Annotated in this window: 18 protein-coding genes; 8 read left to right on the forward strand and 10 right to left on the reverse strand. The window is 54.2% G+C overall.

What is annotated here, in order from left to right; all coding sequences use genetic code 11:
- The first annotated feature begins 4 nt into the window (after positions 1 to 4).
- The 4 genes from ACTHO6_RS03385 (at position 5) to ACTHO6_RS03400 (ending at position 3,437) form a co-directional block, all read left to right on the forward strand.
- Positions 5 to 892: a LysR family transcriptional regulator gene (locus ACTHO6_RS03385; protein ID WP_440239337.1), complete on the forward strand. Its 888-nt coding sequence runs from the start codon at positions 5 to 7 to the stop codon at positions 890 to 892.
- Between the two features lie 79 nt (positions 893 to 971).
- A complete protein-coding gene (locus ACTHO6_RS03390; protein ID WP_440239340.1) occupies positions 972 to 1,319 on the forward strand; it encodes a thioredoxin family protein in 348 nt (115 codons plus the stop codon).
- Positions 1,320 to 1,350: 31 nt separating this feature from the next.
- Positions 1,351 to 2,259, forward strand: coding sequence for an RluA family pseudouridine synthase (locus ACTHO6_RS03395; protein WP_440239342.1), 909 nt, complete (start codon positions 1,351 to 1,353; stop codon positions 2,257 to 2,259).
- Between the two features lie 59 nt (positions 2,260 to 2,318).
- Complete coding sequence (locus tag ACTHO6_RS03400; RefSeq protein WP_440239344.1) at positions 2,319 to 3,437, forward strand: YheC/YheD family endospore coat-associated protein; 1,119 nt, start codon at positions 2,319 to 2,321, stop codon at positions 3,435 to 3,437.
- A gap of 709 nt (positions 3,438 to 4,146) precedes the next feature.
- On the opposite strand, the gene ACTHO6_RS03405 is transcribed toward ACTHO6_RS03400, so the two are convergent.
- The 7 genes from ACTHO6_RS03405 to ACTHO6_RS03435 form a co-directional block, all read right to left on the reverse strand.
- Entirely contained in the window at positions 4,147 to 4,500 is a 354-nt protein-coding gene (locus tag ACTHO6_RS03405; protein ID WP_440239347.1) for a DMT family transporter, read from the reverse strand.
- A gap of 82 nt (positions 4,501 to 4,582) precedes the next feature.
- A complete protein-coding gene (locus ACTHO6_RS03410) occupies positions 4,583 to 5,515 on the reverse strand; it encodes a TauD/TfdA dioxygenase family protein (RefSeq protein ID WP_440239349.1) in 933 nt (310 codons plus the stop codon).
- Positions 5,516 to 5,529: 14 nt separating this feature from the next.
- Positions 5,530 to 6,336, reverse strand: coding sequence for an ABC transporter ATP-binding protein (locus ACTHO6_RS03415; RefSeq protein ID WP_440239351.1), 807 nt, complete (start codon positions 6,334 to 6,336; stop codon positions 5,530 to 5,532).
- 13 nt (positions 6,337 to 6,349) lie between these two features.
- Positions 6,350 to 7,411: a taurine ABC transporter substrate-binding protein gene (locus ACTHO6_RS03420; RefSeq protein WP_440239353.1), complete on the reverse strand. Its 1,062-nt coding sequence runs from the start codon at positions 7,409 to 7,411 to the stop codon at positions 6,350 to 6,352.
- Between the two features lie 23 nt (positions 7,412 to 7,434).
- A complete protein-coding gene (locus ACTHO6_RS03425) occupies positions 7,435 to 8,220 on the reverse strand; it encodes an ABC transporter permease (protein ID WP_440239355.1) in 786 nt (261 codons plus the stop codon).
- A gap of 155 nt (positions 8,221 to 8,375) precedes the next feature.
- Positions 8,376 to 8,870, reverse strand: a complete 495-nt coding sequence (locus tag ACTHO6_RS03430; protein ID WP_440239357.1) for an NUDIX hydrolase — start codon at positions 8,868 to 8,870, stop codon at positions 8,376 to 8,378.
- A 41-nt stretch (positions 8,871 to 8,911) separates the two neighbouring features.
- Positions 8,912 to 9,364 (reverse strand): GNAT family N-acetyltransferase, encoded by a 453-nt coding sequence (locus ACTHO6_RS03435; protein ID WP_440239359.1) that lies wholly within the window; start codon positions 9,362 to 9,364, stop codon positions 8,912 to 8,914.
- A gap of 338 nt (positions 9,365 to 9,702) precedes the next feature.
- Here ACTHO6_RS03435 and ACTHO6_RS03440 point away from each other — a divergent pair, with 338 nt between their 5' ends.
- The 3 genes from ACTHO6_RS03440 to ACTHO6_RS03450 all read left to right on the forward strand — a co-directional run bounded on the left by ACTHO6_RS03440 (position 9,703) and on the right by ACTHO6_RS03450 (position 12,621).
- Complete coding sequence (locus ACTHO6_RS03440) at positions 9,703 to 11,070, forward strand: D-serine ammonia-lyase (RefSeq protein WP_440239362.1); 1,368 nt, start codon at positions 9,703 to 9,705, stop codon at positions 11,068 to 11,070.
- A gap of 329 nt (positions 11,071 to 11,399) precedes the next feature.
- On the forward strand, positions 11,400 to 12,074 hold the full coding sequence (locus tag ACTHO6_RS03445) for a helix-turn-helix transcriptional regulator (RefSeq protein WP_440239364.1): 675 nt from the start codon (positions 11,400 to 11,402) through the stop codon (positions 12,072 to 12,074).
- A gap of 97 nt (positions 12,075 to 12,171) precedes the next feature.
- On the forward strand, positions 12,172 to 12,621 hold the full coding sequence (locus tag ACTHO6_RS03450; RefSeq protein ID WP_440239367.1) for a hypothetical protein: 450 nt from the start codon (positions 12,172 to 12,174) through the stop codon (positions 12,619 to 12,621).
- 145 nt (positions 12,622 to 12,766) lie between these two features.
- Here ACTHO6_RS03450 and ACTHO6_RS03455 read toward each other — a convergent pair whose 3' ends face one another.
- Positions 12,767 to 14,221: an amidase family protein gene (locus ACTHO6_RS03455; RefSeq protein ID WP_440239369.1), complete on the reverse strand. Its 1,455-nt coding sequence runs from the start codon at positions 14,219 to 14,221 to the stop codon at positions 12,767 to 12,769.
- Between the two features lie 135 nt (positions 14,222 to 14,356).
- On the opposite strand from ACTHO6_RS03455, the gene ACTHO6_RS03460 reads away from it, so the two are divergent.
- Positions 14,357 to 15,061 carry an HAD family hydrolase gene (locus ACTHO6_RS03460; protein WP_440239371.1) on the forward strand — a complete coding sequence of 235 codons (705 nt, stop codon included), beginning with the start codon at positions 14,357 to 14,359 and terminating at the stop codon, positions 15,059 to 15,061.
- On the opposite strand, the gene ACTHO6_RS03465 is transcribed toward ACTHO6_RS03460, so the two are convergent.
- Entirely contained in the window at positions 15,054 to 15,518 is a 465-nt protein-coding gene (locus ACTHO6_RS03465) for an NUDIX hydrolase (RefSeq protein WP_440239373.1), read from the reverse strand. The two genes, ACTHO6_RS03460 and ACTHO6_RS03465, sit on opposite strands and share 8 nt — an antisense overlap.
- A complete protein-coding gene (locus ACTHO6_RS03470; protein WP_440239375.1) occupies positions 15,511 to 15,729 on the reverse strand; it encodes a hypothetical protein in 219 nt (72 codons plus the stop codon). Before ACTHO6_RS03470 ends, ACTHO6_RS03465 begins: the two co-directional genes overlap by 8 nt.
- Positions 15,730 to 16,062 lie beyond the last annotated feature (333 nt).

The following is a 16,062-nucleotide window of genomic DNA, read 5'->3' on the forward strand; positions in this document are numbered from 1 at the left end:
TGCCATGGAGTTACGACAGATTCGCTATGTGCTTGCGGTTGCGGAGGAACGCAGCTTTTCGCGGGCGGCAAGCCGCTTGCACCTGGCTCAGCCATCGCTTAGCCAGCAGATTGCCAAACTGGAAAAGATGCTCGGCGTCAGCTTGTTTCATCGCTTGCCCCAGCATGTGGAGCTGACGGATGCCGGTCAACGGTTCGTGCAGGTCGCCCAGACACTCGTCGACCTGTCCGAAGGGCTGGAGCGGGAAATGCGCGCGTATGCCGTAGGGGAGAGCGGCCGGCTGTTGGTAGGCAGCCTGCCGATTACAGGCGCGTATGTGCTGCCGCGCGTTTTGCCCACGTTTACCAAGCAGTTTCCGGGAGTCGAGCTGCAACTGATGGAGGAGACGTCCAGTCATCTGGAGCAATTGCTCGTGCGGGGAAAAATCGATGTCAGTCTGCTGACGATGCCGATCAGCGATCCTTCGCTGACGATCATCCCTGCCATCAATGAGGAAATTTTCCTGGCGGTTCCACCCAAGCATCCGCTCGCGGGCAAAAAGGAGATCGACCTGGCTCAGCTCGCGGACCAGCCGTTTATTTTGCTCAAGGAAGGGCAAGGCTTTCGCACGATCTCGCTGCGGCTGTGCGAGCTGGCCGGGTTTCGGCCGCGCATCGTGTTTGAGAGCACCAACATCCAGACGGTCCAGTCGCTCGTGGCGGCGGGGATGGGACTGTCCTTTGCGCCGGAGATGATTACGCGCGCGCCCGGCACGCTGGAACCGCCTGTCTACGTGCGGCTTGCGACCAGGCCGTACCGGACGCTCGTCGTCGCCTATCGCAAGGACAAGCCGCTGTCCCGGCCGGCCGAAGCATTCGTGCGATGTTTGGTGGAGCAGGGCGGCGGACTGTAGCCGCCTGGAGTGGGTGCGACAAACGCGTCTTTTTTGTGCTACACTATTGCCAAAGCATTCTAGGAAGGAAGATCCCGAGATGAGAGAAATCAAGACAGAAGCTGAATTTGAACAAGCGATTGCCTCCAGCAAGCCCGTCGTGGTGAAATTTTTTACCGATTGGTGCCCGGATTGCCACCGGATTGATCCGTTCATGCCGGAGGTCGAAGAAAAGTACAAGGACCAGCTGGACATGGTTGCTGTCAATCGCGATACGCTGCCGGACCTGTCGCAGAAGTACGATGTGTTCGGAATCCCCAGCTTCATTGCGTTTCGTCAGGGCAAAGAGCTGATTCGTTTTGTCAGCAAGCTGGGAAAAAGCCGCGAGGAGATCGAGCATTTTCTCGACCGTGCCGTTCAGGTGAACAACGGACTCGCAGAGGCGTAAACAGCATGAGCATAAGGCAGGGAGACGGACCATGCGTTCAATGAAAAAAGAAGGGGAATGGCTCGTGGCCCGCTTGCAGGCGGAAGACGACGCCATTCCGGTTGGGAACCTGCTGCGCGAGGGGTGGAAGCTGCCGCGCAAGCAGGTCCATCTTTTGTTTCAGCACAAGGAAGTGCTCGTAGACGGCGCGCCCGTCGCCCAGCATGTACCCGTAAGAGAGGGGCAGGAGATTCGGCTGCGGCTGTGCCCGCCGGAGCCGCTCGGGCTTGCGCCAGCCAGTGACCCGCTGCACGTGTTGTACGAAGACGACCATCTGCTGATCGTAAACAAGCCTGCGGGCATGCTGCTGCATCCGACCGCGCCGAACCATCACCTGACGCTGGACCATCTGGTGTCCGGGCACTTTTTCCGCACAGGGCTGCAAGCGAAGGTGCGCCACGTGCACAGACTCGATCAGGATACTTCCGGGGTGGTGCTGTACGCCAAGCACGCCTGGGCATCTGCCTTGCTGGACGAAATGCTGCGCGAGCGCCAAATCAAGCGGACCTATCTCGCCTTCGTCTCCGGGTCCATGGCCAAGGGCAGCGGAACGATCGCCGAGCCGATCGGAAGGGACAGGTATCACGCGACGCGCAGACGAGTCACTCCGAATGGAGAGCCCGCGATCACGCATTACGAGGTCAAGGAGCGCTATCAGACCGCAACCAAGGTGGCGTGCAGGCTGGAGACGGGACGAACCCACCAGATTCGCGTCCACCTGAGCCATATCGGCCATCCGCTCTTGGGCGACGAGCTGTACGGCGGCAAGCGCGAGCTGGTCAAAAGACAGGCGCTGCACGCCGCGGTTCTTACGCTGAGGCATCCGTTTGGAGGAGAACTGGTGGAAGCATGCGCGCCGCTTCCGCTCGATCTGCTTGCCCTGGAAAAGAAGCTGCGCTAAGCGCCTTTTGCCCTGCTGATGAATACACTGCCAAGGAAGAAACGAGAGAGGGTGGAAGGATGAAACGACCCACAATCGGTATCTTGACTTGGCGGGAGGGCAAACGCTTCGCAGAGCCAGCCTATTTCCGTCGTTTGCTCAAGGCAGGACAAGAACTGGGCTGCACGGTTTTTTTGTTTTCGCCCAAAGACGTGCTGGCTTCGGGCAAGCAGGTGCGAGGATACGTCCTGGATGCGCGGGGCAAATGGCAAGGACGTCTGTTCCCTCGCCCGGACGCGGTGTTCGACCGCTACCGCTATACGCCGACGCAGGCGTTCAAGGACTACGTCGCTTTTCGCCGCACCAGCGATTTTTTATACGCAAACAATCGGCTGGCGAACAAGTGGCGCGTCCACGAAGTGTTGCATCGCGATCCGCGCATGCATCGCTGGCTGCCGGAAACATTGTTATATAACAGAAAAAATCTCGTCCAGATGCTGGGCAAGCATTCGTTTTTGTACGTCAAGCCGCTGAACGGGACGGGCGGGCGCAACCTTTTTTCCATCGAGAAGCGCGGAGGCGGCTATCGGCTGCTGGGGCGCGACAAGCAGCGGGCGAAGGTCCAGAGCTTTTTCACGAACATTTCCGCTGTCCAGCGCTGGGCCGATCGCTGGACGCGACAGGAAAAGTTTATTGTCCAGCAAGGGCTGCATCTGCAACTGGTGCCATCGCGCGCCGTGGACATGCGGCTGTTGATCCAGAAAAACGGGCAAGGCGAGTGGAGCATCACCGGGCATGGCATCCGTGTGGGCGGGGAGCGCAGCGCGACCTCGAACCTGCACGGGGGAGGCAAGGCGGTTCCGGTGTCTGATTTCTTGCGCCCGCGCTTCGGCGAGGACCACGCTGCCCGGATTGTCCGCGACTGCGAGGAGCTGGCCTATCAGACAGCGCTGACGCTGGAGGAACATTTTGGCCGCATGGTCGAGTTTGGGCTGGATATCGGGATTGACGTGGATGGACGCGCCTGGCTGATCGAAGTGAACCCCAAGCCCGCGCGGGAAATTTTTCGCGAGATGGGTGCGACCGAGCAGTACAAACACGCCATCCGGCGGCCGCTGGAGTACGCGCTCTACTTGGCGAAAACGCAGGGGCGCGAAGGACGGGAGCCTTTGCTGAAGCGCAAAGTGGCAAGTCGATAGGAAAGACGCAAACGTAGCAACAGCCGAGCTGATAAAGCATCGGCTGTTTGGCGTGTGTGCAGGGGGAGTGAGTGGGGGGATGAAGCGGGAAAGGAATAAAAATCTGTTTACATAACATAAATTATGTAAATCAACAACGCGGGAACGGATCGTGTACACATCTGTTTTTTTGCTACTGAGAGGGTGTTCTTGCGACGCGTGAGACAGGCAATGGAGTGATGCCATTTAGAAGTGCAAGGACAGCAAAGGAGAAGAGAACGAGCAGCCTTCGTTGTTCTGTCACACTAAAAACAGCACGATGCCTCTTCGCAAAGGTTAGTGCACAACGATTTTGATGTAAGTGAACAAAGCTGTTGAGTGCTAGCTGAAGCAAAAGATAAAATGATAGACATCGCATATAAAAAATTCTATGAAGAAAGTATAAAAAAGAATGGGTAATTTTTCCGCCCCTCGCCGCTCCTTCCCACAGCGCGATGAATGGAGAGGAGCGGCGCCGGTTTGCCAACCCGGACAGAGAGGGGCAGAGGTTGCTACAGTGTGCCTTTTCAAACGCTCCCAACGGTCAGAAATTTCACACCTGCGCGATCTGACCACCCGCCCCAACGCGATGGTAGCAGACATCCACGACCGGATGCTGGTGATTTTATGGCGGGAGGAGGAAAGCATTTGGCCAGACCGCGAACAGTCCCATGCTGATTATCTCCTTCTTTCATTGTACATGGGAGACAGGCGCCTTTTTTTCATGGATTCCTTCCGATATATGTAATCCAATCACACCCGCAATGATCGCAGCGATAGACAAAATTTTCATGATGGAAACCGATTCCTTGAAGTATAGAATGCCGATGGTGGCGATAATCGCGGTTCCTACTCCCGACCATATCGCATACGCCATACTTACATCAATTTGCTTCAGTGACAAGGTGACGAGCGTAAGACTTAGTCCATAAAAAACAAAGATGCTAACAGAGGGGAGTAGCTTCGTAAAGCCTTCCGATAGTTTCATGGACGTCGTCCCGATTACCTCCGCAAGAATTCCTAACAAAAGGAGTACCCAACTCATTCGATTTCCTCCTGAAATTTTTACATGGCCAAATACCCATGGAACCTGTTACGGTTCCATTCCTCTTCACGATGGATGGAGTCTAATAGGGACGATCACCGACGATGGCAACACGTTCCACTTTGCGCGGGTACGGATAATAGTCGGAAACAGCGTAATGTTGCGTCGCCCGGTTATCCCAGAAGGCAATGGAGTTTGGCTCCCAGCGAAAGCGCACCTGGTACTCGGGGACATGCGCTTGACGGAATAGATACTGAAGCAGTTTTTCGCTTTCAGCTGGGTCAAGCCCGACGATTTGGGTTGTAAAGGATGGATTCACGAAGAGCGTCTTCCGCCCGGTTTCCGGGTGGGTGCGAACCACGGGATGCGCAACAGCCGGGAATTCCGCCTGTCTGACAGCCAGCTCTTCCACTGTCATGAGATGACTGAACGCAGGCGTGAAGTCGTGCAACGCGGTAAGACCCTGGATTCGCTCCTTTACGTCCTCGGGCAGATTGTCGTATGCTGCCGCCATATCCGCCCAGAGTGTGTCGCCGCCTACAGGGGGCGCTTCAATCATTCGCAGTACCGCAGCTTTCGCCGGGTTCGTTCGAAACGTCACATCGGCATGCCAAACGTTTTCAGAGCCGGCTTTCTTTTTGTCCCTGGCGAATCGTACAATTTCTTTTGATTGTCCCTTCTCGATTTGATAAAAGGGGTGAACTTCCAATTCACCCCAAAGCCTGGCGAATGCCAACTGCTGCTCACTGGTGATTGCTTGATTGCGGAAGAAGATAACCTTCCACTCTAACAGGGCTCGATGTAACTCAGCTAGGAGGTCAGGCGTAATCGTCTTTCGCAAGTCTACTCCGACAATTTCAGCACCAATGAGCGGGGTGAGTGGCTTCACTTCGAATAGCGAGTAGGGAACTTCGTCTACGCCTTCAGGTAGGCGTCTCAAAATGCGGGGGCCTTCGTGGATTTCGCGATTTTCGAAGTGGAGTGGGCGAGTTTGGTCAATACGCAGGTGAGACATACGGCATGCTCCTTTCAAGTACCTTTTATCGTGGAAATGATAGAATCACGCAGATCGTGAAATTCCCTTGTCTGTTTCAGTTCGTGAAGGGGCCGCTTGTGATGGGATAGTGGATTTACGATGTCTTTTCCAATTCTTCCGGGATTGGGGTGCATGACGATAATGCGCGTTCCTAGCAACAGGGCCTCTTCTACATCGTGCGTGATAAAAAAGATGCATTTTCTTGTTTTCTTCCAAATCTGAAGAAGGTGGTTCTGCATGCTTTCACGCGTCAAGGCATCCAGTGCGCCAAAAGGTTCGTCCATTAAGATCACTTTTGGATCGGCAGCGAGTGTTCGCGCAATGGAGGCCCGTTGTTTCATACCGCCCGAAAGCTGAAAGGGCCACGATTTGGCTGAGGATTCTAATCCGACCATGTTCAAATAGGAGGAAACAATTTTCTGCCGTTCCGTCTTGGGAACAGATTTCATTCGTAAACCAAACGCTACGTTTTTTTCAATGGATAACCAGGGAAACAAGTTGTGATGTTGAAAGACGACGCCTACATCAGCATTTGGTCGTAGATGTTTCTTGCCTTGAATGAATACTTCGCCCGAGGTAGGCGTCTGAAACCCGGCCAGCACATTCAACAGAGATGATTTCCCGCATCCGGATGGTCCCAGCACACAAACGAAATCATGGTTGTCAATGTGAAGATTGATATGATCGAGAACATGTAACGAATGACTCCTGCTTTGGTAATGGAGGCACAAATCCTTTACTTCGATCAATGGAACACGGGTCAGCGGTTGTCTGACTGATGGGGAAGGTAAGGGGAACACAAGCGCCACCTCCTTATTTGTAAAGATCCCGTAACAAAGCCTGTTGAAAGGTAGTTACATCCGGAGCAGCTGGAAGTGCTTTCTGCGTAACCAGATAGTCCCCCGTATCCTTTAACACCTTGGCTAATTGTCCTGGTTGGCCGGACTGGCCAAAGTATGGATTCTGTTCAGAAGCATCCAGCCAAATGATTTGCTGCATGGTTTGCAGGCTTTCCTCGGGAGACAGTTCCAATTCTTTTGAAAGCAATTGAGCGGATTGTTCAGGGTTTTCGCGATAATAATGAACCGCTTGATCTAAGAGAGTAATATAGTTTTTTACAATATGTGGATATTTTCGAGCGAAGTCCTTATGAACAATCCCGAATTCGGCGGTAACCACTCCTTTATCGGCCAATTCTTTCGAGGTGACAATGACCGTTCCGCCATCGCTCACAAGTTTGGCTTGGGTAGGTTGCCAGATATACGCTCCGTCAATGTCATTTCGCTTCCAAGCAGCATAGATATCCTGCGGCTGCATATCAAGAATGGTGATCTGGTCTTGTTCCGGGTCCAGCCCTGCCGTCTTCAAGGCTCCAAGTAAACTGAAATGAGAGGTCGAACTAAAGGTTGTTGCGATCTTTTTTCCTTTCAAATCGTGTAGCGATTGAATCCCGGAACTTTTTTTCACGATCAACGCTTCGCTTTCCCCGATGACATCATGCAAATAATACACCTGGTACGGCAACCCTTTGGCGATTCCTATGGTACCGGGAGGAGTTCCCACAAGGCCAAAATCTATGCTGCCGCTGGCCATCGCCGTATTTACATCTCGTCCTGAATCAAACTTCAACCAGTTTATTTTTGTGTGCGGGTAGTTCTTTTCTAACAGCCCCAATGCTTTCGCCAGCAGTTCTCCATTGGGTGAAACTTGATAACCGATCCGGATTTCTTTTGGTGTGTCTGCTGTTGCAGATGATCTCTCTGGCGAAGCATGTGATTCTGGGGAGGTCGCTTGATTCGAGCAGGCGGTAGCAAGAGTCAACATTGCCGCAAATAGCGAAATCAACAACCATTTGATGTTTGGGTTAACAGACATGTAAGGTTCCTCCAAACGTAAGATTACTCTTCGGTTCCAACCCATAAAAAATGACGGCGTTGAAACCATCTGATGATCCAGTCCATGAACATGGCGATGGTCCCCATCAGTATGATTCCAACGAAAATAATATCGCTTCGCAAATATTTGCTCGCGTCCAACACCATCCAGCCTATGCCTGAAGTCGCTGCTACCATTTCTGCGGCAACCAATGTCGCATAAGTGACGCCGATTGCTGTTCGCAGTCCGGTAATGATGTCAGGCAGACAAGATGGAAAGATGATGTAAACAAATACCTTCCACTTCGATGCTCCCAATGTGAGAGCGGCATGGATTCGGTCGCGCGGAACTTTCTGTACACTCGATGCGGTTGTAATGAACAAGGGGGCAAAACCGGTTAGAAATAGTAGTGCGACTTTCGATTTGTCATCGATCCCCAACCATAAGACAAGCAGGGCATAATACGCCAATGGCGGAAGAGGCCGATAAAATTCAACGATGGGATCAAAAATGGCACGAACGTATTTGGAGGATCCGCACAGGATCCCTAACGGCACAGCCGTAACCAAAGCAAGAAGCAGTGCCAAAAATAACCGATTCAGGCTGTTGGCAATGTGTTCCAGTAGGGAGGACCCTTTATATCCTTCTTGCCAAAGATCCAACAATGCGAACCATACCGATTGGGGAGTCGGCAAGAAAAGAGGATCGATCCAGTTGGAATTTGTACTAACCGTCCATAACAGAAGGATCGTAACCAACGTAACGGCAGATACTGCCTTGACAGGGAGGATCTTTTTGTTTTCAAACAACCTCGCTTTCTCCTTTCACAAATGATTGCAAATCCAGAAACTTCCCATCGAAAAAAAGGAGGCCCACTCCCAAGCAAGAAATGCCAGGATGTGGACCTCCAGTTTGTCTGGTCGGTACAAACCATTATATTCCGATGTGTTTACTTGTATTTATGTTAGCAGGGGCTTTTGCCGATGTCAAGCGGAATGCGTTCATAGTCAACCACCCGGTCGCCTTCATACGTAAACGCATGCTCGACAGGCTGGTCGTGTTCCAACATATACGGTAAAAAACGCGGGACATTTTCCGCCATTCCTTCATTGTCCGGGTGCAAGATCCAGTCCAGCGTCACCCAGTCCAGAATGCCTTCCTCTACCCGCCGGGGCGTGACAAAACGTTCCCAAGCGTGCGGCAGCTCCGCCACGAAGGCGTACATCCCGCCGCTTCCCTTCCCGTCGAGCTTCCACGAGACGGTTCCTTTGTAGCGGGCGGAGGTCAACAAAATGCCTGTTTCTTCGTATACCTCGCGGAGAACGCAGGCAAGGGGCGACTCGTTGGGCGCAAGCTTGCCGCCGACGCCGTTCCAGCGGCCCATCAATGGCGGTTTGCGCCGATTCAACAGCAGAAACTCGTTTTGATGCATAAGAAAACAGATTGTGTATGTATACATGGGAATCCTTTCTCTTTCTGCTAGGGCGATAGGGACAGCCCTCACATATCTCGGGAGAGTCGTACCATATCCGTCAACGGAATGCCGTTTTCGTAGATCGCTTGTTCGTAATGTCTGAGAAAAAAGTCGCGGTCAATCCAGGTCATGCGAAACCCGCATTTCTGGTACAGGGCGAGCTGATCGAGACTGGAATTGCCTGTACCGACCTCGATCGTTTTGTAGCCGGACGCTTTTGCCACCTCGATGGCGTGCAGCACGAGCCGTTTGCCGATGCCTTTGCCTTGATGCGCTTCATCCACCGCGACGTTGACCAACTCGATCGTGTCCGGGCGGGTAGGGAGCAAAACGTAGACACCGACAATCGCCGCGTCCTGGACGGCGACATAGCACTGCCCCCTTTGCAGGTAGTCTTCCACCAATTTTGGCGAAGGATCTGCCAGCAAGAGCAAGGGCATGGGGGCTTCCTCGTGGGGAGCCAGCTTTCTGATTTCCATTTCGTTCTCTCCTTTTGGGCGGAACGCGATCTGCCGATGCGAACAGACCTGCCAGTTCCCGGCCATTCCTTGCTTTTGGCAAGCCTGGTACGGTGCTATTATAGCAATCGCCATCCTTGTTTGTAAATTATGCCAATGCGATCGGGCACAGAGGAACGCTGGTGGCGAGCCGGGCAGCTTCGGGAAAAGGATTTTATCGCCAAAGCGGTTGCTTCCGTTGCCGCTGTTGGCCTATCATACAAAAGAACAAGAGAGGCAGCGACAGACGCAAGCTGTTGCCGGATGAACAACAACGAAACGAATCGTTTCACATACCAAGCAGGAAGGAGCCAGATGCGATGGATAACAGCGTGAGCGTCGCGGGAAAATCAATCGGGCAGTGGAAGCGGGAGTATCCGCTCCTGTCCGAAATCATGGCGACAAAAGAAGTGTTTTGGACGAATCCGGGGTATGTTCCCATCGCTCGTGCGGCTCTACCGGTGACGGCCGATGAGGTGCGGGAGGCAGAGGAACGCTTGCGCCGATTTGCGCCTTTCATTCAGCGCGCGTTTCCGGAAACGGCAGAGGCAGGAGGTCTGATCGAATCGCCGCTCGTTTCCATCGGCAAGATGCAAAGCGAGCTTGCGGCCCGCTATGGGCAGGAGATTTTCGGGCGGCTTCTGTTGAAGTGCGACAGCCATCTGCCCATCGCAGGCTCCATCAAGGCGCGGGGCGGCATTTACGAGGTGCTCGCCCACGCGGAGGAATTGGCCCGCCAGCACGGCAGGCTGCCTGCTCGCAAAGACTACGCCGTGTTTGCCTCTGATTCGTACCGTGAGCTGTTTTCTCGCTACTCGATCGCCGTAGGGTCGACAGGCAATCTCGGCCTGAGCATCGGGATCATCAGCGCGAAGCTCGGCTTTCGGGTGACCGTGCATATGTCCGCAGAAGCGAAAGCCTGGAAAAAAGAGCTGCTCCGCGCCAAGGGCGTGCAGGTGGTCGAGTACCAGTCCGACTACGGAAAAGCGGTGGAAGAGGGCAGAAAACAGGCGGAAGCCGATCCGCTGTGCTATTTTATCGACGACGAAAACTCGAAACGGCTGTTTCTTGGCTACGCAGTAGCTGCCGGGCGGTTGCAAAAGCAGCTGGAGGAACAACAGGTCGTCGTAGACAGCGAGCATCCGCTGTTCGTGTATCTGCCATGCGGCGTAGGGGGCGGACCAGGCGGCGTCGCTTACGGTTTGAAGCTCGTCTACGGCGATCACGTCCATTGCTTTTTTGCGGAACCGACGCATTCGCCTTGCATGCTGCTCGGCTTGATGACCGGCCTGCATGACCAGGTAGCCGTGCAAGACTTTGGCATCGACAACAAGACGGAAGCGGATGGACTGGCCGTGGGGCGGCCTTCCCGGTTCGTCGGCAAGGTGATCGAGTCGCTGCTCAGCGGCGTGTACACCGTGGCGGACGAGGAGTTGTACCGCTTGCTGCGGGCTTTGCGCGACAGGGAATCCTTGCGCCTGGAGCCGTCCGCTCTGGCGGGCATGCCTGGGCCTGCCCGCCTGCTCTCGCACGAGGCGGGACAGCGCTATATCGAACAGCAGGGCCTTGCCGACAAGCTGGCAAATGCCACTCATATCGTCTGGGCGACGGGAGGCAGCCTGGTGCCGGCGCACATCCACGCGGAGTATGAGGCCAAAGGCTTGCTCTACGACCAGCCAAACGCTTGATTGCCGAATAGAGCGCCGTCGGTCTGAACGGATCGGGGGCGTTTCTGTTTGCGGCAGTGTTGTTGTCTTGTATAAAAAAATATATAAACAGAAAAATACCTCTATGTTCGTATAAGTTTTTCTATACACATATGCAAACAAGCATCTCTCAACGGCAAATATGCGGCTAACCACCATTATTTCCCCGATGCATCCCGCATCCCGTAAAAACGTATTCTTCGCGGAAAATGAATAGAAAAAAATCTACTTCTATCTTGAGGAAAAAATAGGGACGAGTATAATGAGGTTAACAAGCCGCAACACCATCACGGACGAAAAGAGCGTGAAGCATGGGGAAATATGGGGAGGAAGTAAAGCGGTACATTCCGATTGCCAATGCCATGGCTCAGACTTTCGGGAGACATTGCGAGGTCGTGCTCCACGATTTAAGCTCGCCGGAATCTTCGGTGATCTACGCGGCCAACGATCATGGAACGGGCAAGGCGATCGGGCAATCGTTCCATCATCTTATCACACAGGTGCTGCTGTCCCAAAAGCGGCAAAACGATGTCGTGGCCAATTACCGGACCGAGACGGAGGACGGGCGGACAATCAAGTCGACAACGGCCTTGATCCGCAATGCAAAAGGGGAAGCCATCGGCGCTTTTTGCATCCACATCGACATACAGCCGCTGGTCGGTACGCGGGAGTTTATCCATGATTTTATCCGCATCGACGAGGAGCCGCTGGAGCGGCAGGAAGGGGAAGGCATGCAAAATGTGTGGGAGTTTGTGGAAGCGATGATTGCCCAGACGATCTCCGGGAAAGAGGTAGCGCAAATCGACAAGAACGAAAAAATGCAAATCGTCCAGTTCATGGACCAAAAAGGCGTGTTTTTGATTAAAGGCGCCCTGGAAAAGGTGGCGGCCGAATTGAACATTTCCAAAGTGACTCTGTACAGCTACCTGGATGAGTTGCGCAGGAGTCAGACGCCAGAAGCCGGAGCAGGCGAGCCGAATCGATAAAGCGGACCGGAACAAAAAACAATCGCCATTTTCCTGCCTGTTTTGATTAGCGACAGCCCATTTTTGGCGAGAATGGGATGGTGAAGGAGTGGTGTGGATGGAGCAGGTTCTTCAGCTTGTAAAAGATTACTGGCCCGTTGCGGTTTGTATCATCCTGGTGGTTTTGGCGGCGCAATGGGTCGTGCGCAGTTTGATCCGGATTATTTCGCTCGCGGCTATCATCGGGGTGGTGCTTGTGCTGTTTTTCCAGTTCAGCCCGGAGGAAGTCATCCAGATGGGGCGGCAAGCGGTAGTGGCAACCCAGGAAGTGGTGGACAAGACGATCGCCCCTGTGCTGGATAGCGAACTGAAGGATGCGGACATTACGTTTCAGCCGGACGGCAGCTATGAGGTCAAGACGGCCAGCGTCCGCATCGTGGGCAAAAAAGGAGAGACGAAGGCCACTGTCTACTACAAGGACGAAAAATGGGAAGTGGACATCGGCCAGCTGGGCAAGCTGTTCCAGGACAGACTGGGCAAAGCGGAACAAGAAACGACGACGATGTAAAAAAACGCATGAACCTGTAGCGGTTCGATGCGTTTTTTTATGATGTGACGATCTGGATATGCTGGCAAGCTACAGAAAAAGGCCAACCGGAACAGCAGCGGTTGGCCTTGCCAATGGTTGGGATGAATCAGGTGCGGCAGGCGGCTCAGGCCTTGTCCGACAGCAAGGGGGGCACGCGCAGCAGCGTTGCTTGCTCGTAAGCGTAAGCCAGACGAAGCAGCACCGGCTCGGTGAAGGCCAGTCCGGTCAGTGTGATCCCGAATGGCTTTCCTTCCGGCGTGTAGCCCGCAGGTACCGTAATGGACGGATAGCCCGCTTTGGCAGGAATGGCGTAGCCTGTGCTGCCGGGGAAGAGCAGGGCGTCCAGCGCATGCTCGCGGACGACGGCATCAATCCCTTTGCGCTGCGACATTTCGAGATCGTACAGCCGCTGGCGCAAATAGGCTGGCTCGGTCAACGTGCCGCTCGTCGCTTCCGACTGCTCCAGAATGTCTTGTCCGTAGCGAAGCGCTCTTGCTTCGTGCTCGCGATGAAAGGCGATCATGTCCTTCAAGGTGCGAAGCGGATAGGTTGGCGCAAAGTCGTTCAAATACGCCTCGATGCCTGCTTTAAACTCGTGCATCAATACGTGGGAGCGCCACTCCGCGTTTTCTGTCGGGATGCGGACAGGATCAATCAGCGTCGCGCCAGCCGCTTGCAGCTGCGAAAGAGCCGCTTCGTAAAGGGCGACTTCTTCCGCGGAGCATTTTGCCAGAAACCGGGAGCGAACGACGCCAATTCGCGCGCCTTGCAGACCGTTCGCATCGAGGAAGGGGAGGTAATCGCGGTGTGCGATGCCAACGCTTTTTCCCGTTGCCGGGTCCTCGGGATCGACTCCTGCGAGAGCGCCCAGCAAAATCGCTGCGTCGGTGACGCTTCTGGCCATCGGCCCAGCCGTGTCCTGACTGTGGGAAATCGGAATTATGCCGCGGCGGCTAATGAGGCCGACTGTTGGTTTGATCCCGACCAGCGAATTTTTTTCCGCAGGGTCCAGGATGGAGCCGGATGTTTCCGTTCCGACCGCCGCCACGGCAAAGCCTGCCGCAATGGCTGCGCCCGAGCCTGAACTGGAGCCGCCCACATCAAACGTGCCGGGGCCGTACGGATTGCGGACTTGTCCGCCGCGCGAGCTGTAGCCGTTTGGCATATGGTCGGACATGAAGTTCGCCCACTCGGTCAGGTTGGTTTTGCCCAAAAGGACGGCTCCGGCTTTCCGCAGGCGCGCCGCGACAAACGAGTCGACCGCCGCGTAGGAATCGGCCAGTGCCAGCGAGCCGGCTGTCGTGTGCATACGGTCTTTGGTCGCAATGTTGTCCTTGATGAGAACAGGGATGCCGTGCAGCGGGCCGCGACTGCCCGAGACGGCGCGCTCCCGGTCGAGTGCTTCGGCAATGAACAGGGCGTCCGGATTGATTTCACTGATCGCGTTGATATAAGGACCGTCTTTGTCATAGGCCGCGATTCGCTCCAAAAAGGAAAGCGTCAGCTCCCTGGAGGTCGTTTTTCCTTCTTCCATGGCTGCTTGCCATTCGAGAATGCTTGCTTCATAATTTGGTGACACGAGTTTTCACCTTTTCTGATGGATTTGACCATTCTTATTTTACCAAAAGCAGGGAAGCGGGAAAATGGCAGAGAAACAGAAGCGGGTGTAACGGGTAGCGCCCGCAAACCAAAAAGAAGACAGGAGTTCTTGGGCATGACGATTCAGGCTGTGCTTTTTGATTTGGACGGCACTTTGCTGGACCGCGACACGTCTCTTCTGCGATTCGTACACGATCAGTACGAGCGAATTGGCGCGCTGCAGCTTGTCCAAAAGGATGTCTTTTGCGAGCGTTTTATCGAGCTGGACCAGCACGGGTATGTATGGAAAGACAAAGTGTACGAGCAGCTTGTCGCGGAGTTCGCCATTCCCGATCTGGACGCTTCGTTTTTGCTGCAAGACTATATCAGCCAGTTTCCGCAACATTGCATTGCTTTTCCTCATCTGCACGAGACGCTTGGACAACTGCAACAGCAGGGCATCAAGCTCGGGCTGATCTCAAACGGGTTTGGACAGTTCCAGTACGCCAATTTGCAGGCGCTCGGCATCGCGCATTTTTTCGAGGCGGTACTGATTTCGGAATGGGAAGGATTGCGCAAGCCCGACCCGGCGATTTTTCAACGGGCGCTATCCAAGCTGCGCGTACCGCCGGAGCAAGCGATATACGTGGGCGATCATCCGGAAAACGATGTGCGTGCCAGCCGAGCCGTCGGGATGAAAGCGGTCTGGAAGCGCAGCGATCAGTTTGCTGCGGCTGCCGAGGCGGACGCCGTCATTTCCGATCTGGCGGAAGTGATCGGAATCGCGCTCCCGGCTGTTCAGCTTCGGCGGCAGGCGAGCCGGGACCTGGACTTTATTTGACAATTGGCGTTGTTGCGCCGTTTGCCCAGTCGAGGATGAACGGCGCTTGATGAGGATTGAGGTTGTCCGGTAATTCGTTTTTGTCAATAAACTGCAAGCGGGTACTTTCTTCATCGCGCAGGAGGGTGCCTTCATAATCCGTGACACGAAAAATGATCTGTACACTGAACACCTTATCCCCATTGGCATACTGGGCAAAGCCGTTTTTTCCGGAGTAGATGCCAAACAGTTGCATGGCTTTGATGGTGAGGTTCGTTTCCTCAAGCACTTCGCGCCGGACCGCCTCCGCAAACGTCTCGCCGATTTCCAGCAGGCCGCCGGGAATGCCCCATATCCGGTTGTATTTTTGCTGCAACAAAATGCGTCCCTGGTCGTCTTCCAAAATAGCGCCGCAGCCTACTGTCAACAACGTCTCGTGGCCGATGAGATTGCGCATGGTCGAAATATAGTCATTCATGGGTGTTTCCTCCGCTTATCAGCTTGAGCGCATCGCTCGCCAGGCGTCGAAAATCAGCGTCAGGCCGCAGGTGAGGGTCGATCAGCTTCGCGGCAAGCCACACAGGCTCGGGCTTGATCCCCAGATCGAACAGGAAATCATAGTTGATCTCGTAGTTGACGAAAACAAGCCCGACCAAAAAACCGATGACGATGCTTATCTTCTTTTCCATAGCTCCTCCCAAGCAAAGGATGAAATTTCCATTTCGTGATCCTTGTTCATTATGAAGCAGAACCTGTCTTTCGACAACCCCAAAAAATGCCCCCCATCCAGGCAAAAAAACAAGCTGACTTCCACAAGGGACAGTCAGCTTGCCTGGTTATATAACGAAAACCCCCAGTTTGACTGGGGGTTCAGGAAAGCTTATAGCTATGAGTAGCCATCCCTTGCCCCCAGTGATAAGATGAGAGCCGGTCTGCCAACCGCTCACACGAATCACAGGAGGACAAAGGATGGACAAAAGCAGTCTAGCACATACCAAATGGAACTGCAAATACCACATTGT

This window comes from Brevibacillus sp. SAFN-007a (genome assembly GCF_051967035.1).
Classification (GTDB): domain Bacteria; phylum Bacillota; class Bacilli; order Brevibacillales; family Brevibacillaceae; genus Brevibacillus.

Excerpts from the sequence above, each read along its gene's own strand:
- ACTHO6_RS03385 (WP_440239337.1), top strand. The coding sequence starts at position 5 with ATGGAGTTACGACAGATTCGCTATGTGCTTGCGGTTGCGGAGGAACGC.
- ACTHO6_RS03390 (WP_440239340.1), top strand. The coding sequence starts at position 972 with ATGAGAGAAATCAAGACAGAAGCTGAATTTGAACAAGCGATTGCCTCC.
- ACTHO6_RS03395 (WP_440239342.1), top strand. The coding sequence starts at position 1,351 with ATGCGTTCAATGAAAAAAGAAGGGGAATGGCTCGTGGCCCGCTTGCAG.
- ACTHO6_RS03400 (WP_440239344.1), top strand. The coding sequence starts at position 2,319 with ATGAAACGACCCACAATCGGTATCTTGACTTGGCGGGAGGGCAAACGC.
- ACTHO6_RS03405 (WP_440239347.1), bottom strand. The coding sequence starts at position 4,500 with ATGAGTTGGGTACTCCTTTTGTTAGGAATTCTTGCGGAGGTAATCGGG.
- ACTHO6_RS03410 (WP_440239349.1), bottom strand. The coding sequence starts at position 5,515 with ATGTCTCACCTGCGTATTGACCAAACTCGCCCACTCCACTTCGAAAAT.
- ACTHO6_RS03420 (WP_440239353.1), bottom strand. The coding sequence starts at position 7,411 with ATGTCTGTTAACCCAAACATCAAATGGTTGTTGATTTCGCTATTTGCG.
- ACTHO6_RS03430 (WP_440239357.1), bottom strand. The coding sequence starts at position 8,870 with ATGTATACATACACAATCTGTTTTCTTATGCATCAAAACGAGTTTCTG.
- ACTHO6_RS03435 (WP_440239359.1), bottom strand. The coding sequence starts at position 9,364 with ATGGAAATCAGAAAGCTGGCTCCCCACGAGGAAGCCCCCATGCCCTTG.
- ACTHO6_RS03440 (WP_440239362.1), top strand. The coding sequence starts at position 9,703 with ATGGATAACAGCGTGAGCGTCGCGGGAAAATCAATCGGGCAGTGGAAG.
- ACTHO6_RS03445 (WP_440239364.1), top strand. The coding sequence starts at position 11,400 with ATGGGGAAATATGGGGAGGAAGTAAAGCGGTACATTCCGATTGCCAAT.
- ACTHO6_RS03450 (WP_440239367.1), top strand. The coding sequence starts at position 12,172 with ATGGAGCAGGTTCTTCAGCTTGTAAAAGATTACTGGCCCGTTGCGGTT.
- ACTHO6_RS03460 (WP_440239371.1), top strand. The coding sequence starts at position 14,357 with ATGACGATTCAGGCTGTGCTTTTTGATTTGGACGGCACTTTGCTGGAC.
- ACTHO6_RS03465 (WP_440239373.1), bottom strand. The coding sequence starts at position 15,518 with ATGAATGACTATATTTCGACCATGCGCAATCTCATCGGCCACGAGACG.
- ACTHO6_RS03470 (WP_440239375.1), bottom strand. The coding sequence starts at position 15,729 with ATGGAAAAGAAGATAAGCATCGTCATCGGTTTTTTGGTCGGGCTTGTT.